This is a genomic window from Spirosoma aerophilum, from assembly GCF_054782495.1.
Genome location: NZ_BAAGSJ010000041.1, coordinates 1 through 8,968 on the forward strand (window position 1 = coordinate 1; position 8,968 = coordinate 8,968).

The 8,968-nt window shown below is 41.0% G+C and carries 6 protein-coding genes and 1 pseudogene; 3 read left to right on the top strand and 4 right to left on the bottom strand.

Going from position 1 to position 8,968, the window contains the following annotated elements; all coding sequences use genetic code 11:
- The first annotated feature begins 1,643 nt into the window (after positions 1-1,643).
- Positions 1,644-1,985 carry a hypothetical protein gene (locus ACYVK4_RS32355; RefSeq protein ID WP_461131721.1) on the top strand — a complete coding sequence of 114 codons (342 nt, stop codon included), beginning with the start codon at positions 1,644-1,646 and terminating at the stop codon, positions 1,983-1,985.
- A gap of 395 nt (positions 1,986-2,380) precedes the next feature.
- On the opposite strand, the gene ACYVK4_RS32360 is transcribed toward ACYVK4_RS32355, so the two are convergent.
- From ACYVK4_RS32360 to ACYVK4_RS32375, 4 genes are all read right to left on the bottom strand, one after another.
- Positions 2,381-2,554, bottom strand: a complete 174-nt coding sequence (locus ACYVK4_RS32360; protein ID WP_461131722.1) for an IS3 family transposase — start codon at positions 2,552-2,554, stop codon at positions 2,381-2,383.
- Positions 2,555-2,806: 252 nt separating this feature from the next.
- A complete protein-coding gene (locus ACYVK4_RS32365; protein WP_461131723.1) occupies positions 2,807-3,178 on the bottom strand; it encodes an IS3 family transposase in 372 nt (123 codons plus the stop codon).
- Between the two features lie 138 nt (positions 3,179-3,316).
- The gene (locus ACYVK4_RS32370; protein WP_461131724.1) at positions 3,317-3,598 is read right to left on the bottom strand and encodes a transposase; all 282 of its coding nucleotides are present in this window, start codon (positions 3,596-3,598) and stop codon (positions 3,317-3,319) included.
- Positions 3,599-4,199: 601 nt separating this feature from the next.
- Positions 4,200-4,379 (bottom strand): hypothetical protein, encoded by a 180-nt coding sequence (locus ACYVK4_RS32375; RefSeq protein ID WP_461131725.1) that lies wholly within the window; start codon positions 4,377-4,379, stop codon positions 4,200-4,202.
- Positions 4,380-5,024: 645 nt separating this feature from the next.
- On the opposite strand from ACYVK4_RS32375, the gene mreC reads away from it, so the two are divergent.
- Both mreC and ACYVK4_RS32385 read left to right on the top strand, forming a co-directional pair.
- Entirely contained in the window at positions 5,025-5,819 is a 795-nt protein-coding gene (gene mreC, locus ACYVK4_RS32380) for a rod shape-determining protein MreC (protein WP_461131726.1), read from the top strand.
- A 2,822-nt stretch (positions 5,820-8,641) separates the two neighbouring features.
- Positions 8,642-8,968, top strand: a pseudogene (locus ACYVK4_RS32385) (peptidoglycan glycosyltransferase); the annotation flags it as partial.

Consider the following 8,968-nt stretch of genomic DNA (forward strand, 5'->3'; position numbering starts at 1 on the left):
GGTGATTTATCAATCGCTGGCGAGGTTGGCATTGGATGCAAACACCCTGCAATGGGAGTTGCATCAGCCAAACAGCCGCTTCAAGGTGAAATAGGCCGTCTTAACTGCTTTTAGTTAGCTATCGTCTGGCCCCAATTCATTTATAAAGCCCTATTTATTGAACAGAACTTACTATAAGTACTTATTTGTTATGCGAAAATTAGTCTTAAAACCAACCAGAAAATAGCTGCCGTTTCTATTTTTTTACTGATTTAAATTGAATAGCTTTTAAAAACAGGTCATTGAGGCTTTGAGAATGTATCAATATAATATAGGCTTAGTTAACTTTCCTGTAATTTCGAGCTTATAGGGTTATTTAAAAAAAAGTGTAACCGAGAGCATTCTTTATATATACATTGTAAAAGGACTTCCTTAAAGAGCTGGTACAACAACGCAACTTTGTCCCATGCGCGAGCCTTCATGTAAAATGGCAATACTTTTTTAACCATTATTTAAGATAACCCGTCTATGTGCTTTGTATTAAACTGTTAATGGTTAGCAGGTCTGCAACGTTTTGAATGTTCTTATAAACAATAGCTTTTTCACGAGGTTTAATAGGGTGTTAACCAGGGCATCTTGTTTAAGTATATATATATAAGAGTCAGGTTGTAGATTGCATGGGCGCAAAATAAGGTTGGATAGAAGATTAATCACTTTTCTTAATCTAAAACACATACTTGCTTAGGTTGCCCAACAACCTTAAGCTGTCACTCGGTAGATTCTAAATTGGCTTAAAATCGATCATTTCGTATGTCTTTGCATCGACAATTATTGTTAGAACGAATTCAGGTATTAGAAGAAGTCATTCAACGTTTTTCCAGTGGCGTGACTCTTGAGCAGGTACAGCAGATTAGTGAGGCCAACAGAATCAATCTAGACCTAAGTTTGGAACGTATCGAGGAACTAAGGGCCTATTTCAGTCTACTCTACGGTGAACCGGTAAATTAATTCTTTGATCTATAATGCTTCAACCAGTAGTTTAATGAACCACTAACTTTTTAGTGTCCACAAAGGTGGATTAAGAGGCTGAAAGTCCAAAAGGTCAAGCCGTTCTTCGTTGCTAGGCACTAAAAAGCCCTGAGCGCTCAGGGCTTTTTAGTGCCTATTCTATAATAAAGTTAGGCCGTACTTAATCAGTTCTTTTGATTGTTAGTCAGCTTTGTTTTGGTTGTTTACCCAATTTTCCAATATCAGCCATTCTATAAGTTTTCAAACGGAAGATGAGAAACGTATGCTACTATTCGATCATTGTAGATAGGTATCAGAACAAGATGGTTTTTAAAACGCTTAATTAAAAGAGCAGTTAAATTAGAATTCCTTTATTTAAAATAGGAGTGCTTAAAGGAACCTCACTAATTAGACTCAAAAATTAGCATTAATCTACTTGAATCAGGTGCATTCTGTACAGTCTAACGCTGTTAACGAGGAACAAAGCAGTTTACAACAGGGCACCAATACTAGAAGGTAAACCGACCTAAATAATTAATTTTTTTATAGATATATTTTCGATATAGTAGGTTCTTGAAACTAATAATTTAAAATTTGTTTATTTTGATATAGCATTACATGAATCTTCATAGAGAATACATCAGCTTAGCGTGAACATGAAAGATATACAATTAACTGAATGCCAACAAAAAGAAATTATAAAAGCCATTTCTTGGACTACAATCGGCCCGGTTGATGAAGCATTTATCGTATTAGCCCGTTATGATCAGCTGGTAGTGGACACTACTCTGAGTAGGGTAGTAATCGATTTTTATTTAATGACTCGAAAAAATAATCAAAGCTTTCAAGTACGAATAGATTATTATAATGGTCAAACAAAAAGCAACCCGGAAAGTATTGCGTTGCTCTCGTTTCCAGGAGATAACAGTTATGTCTTTCTGCCTCTAAGCCGCCTAGGCTATGTTACTGATAAGCTCCGTGAATACAACGTCTGGTAGATTAAGGTTGCTAATGAGGTATCTTTGCCAGTATCTTAAGGATTAAACATTTATTCTCTCTTGAATCATTATTAAGTCACCTTTTAACTAACTAGTTATAGAATGCCTTAGTTTTTACTGAGCTTTTATTTTGAGATAGAGTCATAGGAAATAACCTTGCAGATCAGTTTGTTATAAGTTAAAATCCTTAATCCCTCTTTCTGGCTTCGCTATTTGGGTATCCTGCCTGACCGATACATTACTTTCATTCCACTTCATTACCTATTGTAAGCAGGCTATTTGAAAGCAATATTTTTGAACTGAATTACTCAAAATGTACGCTTCCGCTCAGAAACTCAACAAATGAGTTGGTTCCTTAAATCGGTAGGGTGGTCCCGTTTGGCCGGACACTTTACTTATGAGAGTTTAATAGAAACAGTTTGATAAAATTGATTTTCAAAGTCAATTGGTGAACGGTAGCCTAACGATGAGTGCAGCCGACGGACGTTATAATACCCTTCAATATAATTAAACAACTCAGCACGAGCATCTTGTAGGTTCATAAAACAGCCGCACGGGCGGCCCCGCATCCTCCAATAATTCAGCTTTCAATCGACCCCAAAAAGACTCGGCATGAGCATTCTGGTAAGGATTATCAGCTTCCGCCATGCTTTGTAGACACCGCTTTTTAGCGAGCCGTTGCCGAAAATAATGACCAAAATACTGACCACGGCACAGACCGCCCTGCTCGGTCAGAGTGGACGATCAAACCCGGCTTCGGTTGACGCTGCTTGAGGGCCTGATCAAAGGCCTGCACAATTAGGCTTTCTTTCATGTGCTTGTCAACCCACCAACCCACGATCCGACGAGAAAACAGCCGCGGTGGCGGACCACTCCATCCAACTCGCTAAGTAAGCCCATTGCCCGTCAGCCAGAGGCAAATACGTGATATCGCCGACCCACGCCTGATCAGGGGCAGTAGGCTTGCCAAACTCAATTAGTCGGTTCGGACAAGCTGTTAAACCATGTCTAGAATTGGTCGTTTTGGGTACGAAACTACGGGGCTGAATGGCTCTCCAGTCTTGCTCTTGCATCAAACGACGAACACGATGCCGACCGACTTTTACACCCTGTTCTTTTAGCGCTTCCAACACGCGACGGCTACCATAGCGTCGGGAGTTTTCCCAAAAGAGTTTTTTGATTGCTGTGTTCATGGCTAGACGGCTATCTGACTGGGTGAATTGCTCCATTACGGTAAGTGTAATATGCACTCTTGCTGACATTCAGTACTTTACAGAGTAGTCGTACGGGAAAGCTGGCTTCCTCAGACTGAATAAACTGATAAGTCAGCGTCAGGTTTGTCGGCTGAAAATGGCAACAGCTTTTTTTAATATCTCGCGCTCCATCTCCGATTGCCGTAGTTGCCGACATAAACTGTCGATTTCTTGTTGAAGATCCCGATCAGTATTCTTTTCCCCTTTGTCATTGGCTTTCCGCCAGGCGTGAATCAGGCTATCACTAATGCCCATCTTACGGGCCACCGCCATAATAGGTTCACCATTGGCAACTAGCCGTAGAACATCGGCCTTAAACTCGGCAGTATACTTTCGTTTTGGTTGTTGGGATTGGATCATGGTACACGAAGTTAAAAAGTTTCGTGTCCGGATATTTATGACCATATCACGGAGCCCCACCGGCGGAATAGCCGAAGCGATTTGATTTCGCAAATGGTTGTATGAAACAATTATATTAGCTTAAGATATAAGATTCTTCTAAACCTTCCCCTGGTCAATCAATCGACATTTTGAATAAGATCTTTATTGTAATTATTAAGTATTTAACGGTCACGTACAAAAGTAGTCTACTAATTATACATATTACACGGATTGTCAGGGCTGAAAAGTGATTTAATAAATAAAGCCGGGACAAGGCCCCCGCACTAATTAGCGTATCTCATTTAATCAACTGGGTATAGTCTAGAAATAGTCAATCCACTGTTAAGGTGTCTAAGTATGTTAGTCCTTTATAGGCCTTTAGGAAAGCGAAGGCTTTGCTTCTAGGAAGTAAACCCTGTAATAGGAAAAACCCATACTGATGTACTTTATTCATTAACAAAAAAATATAAGTATATAATCCTGTAGGGAGAAATTACTTATTATTAAATACCTGTAAGATTGAAGTAGCTTATTAAAGAATGATCATTATGGGCACGATAATTACTTTTAAGTTGATTTACTAGTTTGAGCAACGCTGTTTAGCCATCTCCACTAAAGCCTTGTGTGTCGTATTTAAGTTAAGTATTTCAATAGCTTGTTTAAATGAGCTTAGTTGCTGACCTGCAGTTAGCTTTAAACATTGAGCAATAGCGGAATACACAACAAGTGAAACCTGCTTGTAATAAACAATAATCGTCATAAAGACTGTTTGTAAGTTGTATGCTGTTTGGACAAATGTTTGCTCGATAGGTCACAAAACATGAGTCATCCCGAAGTTTGGATGATGATTTGGTAAGTAGTCAATAGGGCGGCCAAGGCTGCTCATAGTCGATAAAGGGGTTCTTGTTGCAACGGGGCAGATTTACACGATAAGAAACGGGATTTATAGCTGACGATGGATCGTATGATGAAAATCAGTGTTTTATTAAAAAGAGTACCTGAAATGTACCCACAAAAACGGCCAATCTGTTTAATCAAAGGGGGGTATTTATACCACCAAAAAGAATTTCCTTCTTGATAAGCAATGGCTAAATACTTGATAAACAGATTTCAACTAATGCCTAAATTCCGTAACGTGTAAATCTGCCCCGTTGGAAGAAGAAGGCCCTATATGGTCATTATTATGTTGTAATACTAAAACTATATTTTGGTATTACCGAAACCAAGTTTCAATATTACCATTTAACGACTTCCTTAGAAAAGATACTTATTGGAAATACTAAAACTATAGTAATGTAACACTGAAACCAAGTTTTGGTAGTTTAATAAATACAACAAGGGTTGTATAGCACTGGTAGAGTATCATACCAGCGGCAGACAAGTTTTAATTTAACCTATACTCTTCATGGGGGATATAGTTGAATACTTTTTTCGGATCCGAACTTTCATCCTGTTTGTGTTGCTGGAAGTACTTTGCTTCTATTGCATTAATAACAGCAAATCTTCTCATTCAAGTTATTTCAGTACGATAAATGAGTACGTAGCTCCGCTAGTAAGCAGGTCGAATATGGGCCATGAGTTTTCTCAACTTGGAGGAGCCCATAGTGATTTGATGTCTGAGAATCAACGACTGCGTCATCGACTTGGTCAATTAGACAGTGCATCAACAGCACTTCCAAATGACACTAGCTTTAATGCTCGATTTGAGTACCTAGTTGGCAAAGTAGCTAATACCAGTATGCAGGGTGCTAGTAGCTATATAACAATTGACAAAGGCACAGACGACGGTGTGCGGGTTGGTATGAGTGTTATAACACCAAAAGGCATTGTTGGTAAAATTAATCGGTGCAGTCCTCATTTCTCATTGGTAACTTCTATCCTGAATACGGGTTTTCTCGTATCATCCAGACTAATAAAAGCAAACGATATTGGCACCTGTATATGGGACGGAATTGATCCACACCGATTAAAGCTAAATGATATTTCCCTGAACAAGTCGGTTAGTGTAGGCGACAGTGTTGTCACGTCTGCTGAGAACTCTGCTTTTCCATCAGGCCTCTTGATTGGCCGGGTCCAAAAGATTGGTAAGCAATCTAATTTGACGTTTTATGATCTCACCATTGAGCTAAGTGAAGATTTAAGTAACCTTCCTTTTGTCTACATCGTTAAGAGCGATTCACAGTCGAGTTTAAAGGAATAGGAGTAGGTTGTTTGCGCCTGGTTAACAGCTCGTATGTTACTGGTTTACTGCACACAGAAATCAGTAGATTTCTATGCCTATGTGACGGATGGCGTTGGACAGATATTAAAAATCTATGTCTCATATTTTGCTCCCAAGTGAGACAAAGGAACGATAGTAATTCTGTTTCCTAAATATGGTAAGCCCGGAAACGGCTTGTTACACCATCATTTTAAAACACTATCAGTCTCCTTCGCGGTGAAAATTGTACCTGCAGGGTGCACAGGTAGTGGTAGCAGGTTCTACTATAATCTGAGAACTGTGTGCTCGCAGCTGAATTCAGCCAGGCTACCATTTCAACAGTTGAGATTCAAAAGTCAATGTCCAACTGGTTCTAAAACCCTCTCATCTTTTTTCTGTTGTGGCCGACCATCCACATCCATCCACTTTCGATGAATGCCCTGCCGATATGCCACTTGCCAAAGCCGCTCGATTATAATGCCACTTGCCAAGCGCCCGTTAGAACATCCATTAATAATCGTTCTGTAATTTCAGAATTTCCCCGTTCAATTGCTTTTATATGTCTGATCAATTACAAGAACTGTTTTTAAGAAGTAGTCACACTGTTCATTTCAAGGGGTAAACGCCACCTGCACACCGTCCAGTAGATTAAGTTTTAGGTTAAACTCCTAGTTTATATATTCATTAATATATGATAATATATATGATATAATTACCCTATACATGAACAAAAATGAATAAATACTTACTAATCATAAAAAATAGGTTAATTCGTTTCAGGAGGCCTAGTCCGCCGTTGATTAGCGATCTTGTATCTAAAAAGTCACACCGCTCGTCCAATGGGTTACCCTCCCTAAAAACAAAACTCATCTTTTATGCCTTTAACGCATCGCCAAGGGGAGACCGTAGCCCTGCGCAAAAAAACCTTAGATGGGGTCATTGGGGGTGGATTGGGGTAGTTACTTTACTGGCGGGATTAGTCAATGTGTCCGAGATTAGTGGAAGTGGACCACGAGTAGCCATCTTAGTGATTAAGCCTGCCATCACAAGTGCTCCTGATGAATCATCTATGAAACGCCTGAATCGATGGACATATACAACTATCTTTCACCCCAAGCATGGCAGGCTTTTTTGGGCGGAAGTCGCTTCCATCAATACTTTAAGCTTCGATTTGCCTTTCAACACGGGCTCAAGAGGCTACCTTACGATTGGCAAAAAGCGAGGCTACACCCGAATAATGATGCGAATGGAGAAGGGAATCTATACCCCTAAAGTCATTGTAGGAGATAGTGTTTGGGTGAGACTTGATAATTTTCCGGCCGCTAAGGTGGCCATTCGGCACTCCTACGCCTACGGTAACCACGTAATCTATATGGGGATGGGGTCCAATTTACTGCCAGCCATACACAAAGCCCGAAAAATGCTGGTTGAGGTCCACTTCTATGGGGAGTGCGTCAAGCAGTTAGAGTTTGCCGTCGAGGGACTAAAGTGGCCTACTTTGAGCAGGGTTGATCAAGGCCCCCTTGCTAGCTCGCAAAAACGCCGACAGCGGCTCCTCAAAAGCTTTCAGGGTTTGGAAAACAGTAAGGGTGTTGTCTGCCCGCTTAGATAGATCCGGGTATAGTTGCCTTGGCCTTCCAGCCAGCCAATTTGGTCCACGGGCTGTGGAGTGCGATAGCCGAGAAGGGCTAAAAGACTATTGTCAAGTGCTAGGGTTCACATCGCGTTCATCGAGTTCATCCGCCCTAAGGCGGGTGGGCAGGGATGGAAATGCTGGTTGCGCTGGTTAATTGCCCTAAAGCCGCTACTCACTGACTTATTAGCTATCGGGTTACTTTGGTAGACCTTTCCCTCTCCATAAAAAGGCTTATGGACATGGATGAACAAGTAGTTTTGTCACTACCTTAGGTAAGAAAGGATATGGTGGGTGCGGACTTGAGCCGACGTAACCCCTTGGAACGCCTAGATAGGGGACAATTATACCCCTAATTTTTTGTTCAGTGCATTGGCAAAGGGTAATGTACCTATTGCTTCCGAAGAAAAAGGGTGTTCCAAGACTGCTCAAAGTGTAAGTGATCCCAAGCCACTGGTTTAAGTAACTTGGCGCTGTCTTAAACATCTCCCTATAGGGTAAGTTAAGCTACTACTTAAAGCATTTATTTAGACCACCATGGCGAGTAAATTAAGTTACGATGGTTACCTATTGCTGTTGACTAATTCATCAATGGCTGTTTTTTTACGGCAAATTTAAATCCTGGCCCAGCCTTTTCTTAACCATTTGTTTTACTTGATTTTCTACAGAAGCCGGGCTCGGTAAGTCAACTCGTTAAGAAGCCATACCTTTATTTTTATCGATAAACGGTTAGTCGGCAATTGCACGGGCAAAACAACCAATCCTTGAGGCCATTCCTTATATGCCCTACTCATAAAACCGCCGCTTCCCATCGGGAAGCGGCTGAATGAAATGCCACTTTTTATGCGCTGCCAACGATTTCTGGCTGGCATCGACTTTAAACAGCAACCTCACGTGATCGTTTAATAGTATGGTTTTCACCTAAAGAATCTATTGCTTAACTTTGATAACCACCTGTTATACTCTATGCTGAGAATGCTCATGATTCGTTAGGGTTTTTTATTTAATAAGTACTGATTCTTCAATTGGAGCATCCCTTAACGAATCCATCAGAAATGGTTGGCCAGCGCTTTATAAAGCAGAATCTCCAGCCACAACATAGTGATCGGGTACCAACACATATCGGTCAACTTACCAGTAGTTCAACCCGGGACGGGGGCGTAAAGGTCGATTAATTTTCGTTCAATTCATGTTTGAAAATCGTAAGTGGGTAGTGCTGGGCGCTTTCTGTAGCATTGCTCTGGTGTATATAGCCAGATTGTTTTACTTGCAGGTCGTTGATGATACCTACTCCCTGGGGGCCTCCAAGAACTCCATCACCCGGCTCTACCAGACGCCCCATCGAGGGCAAATCTATGACCGCAACCTGAAGCTGCTGGTTGACAATGCCCCGGTTTACGACCTGTATGTAACCCCTAAAAAAGTTACCCTCTCGGACACCGCAGCCTTCTGCCGCTTGATGAAGCTGTCGACAACCGAATTCGATAGCCTCATGGCAGCGGCCAAAGCCTACTCG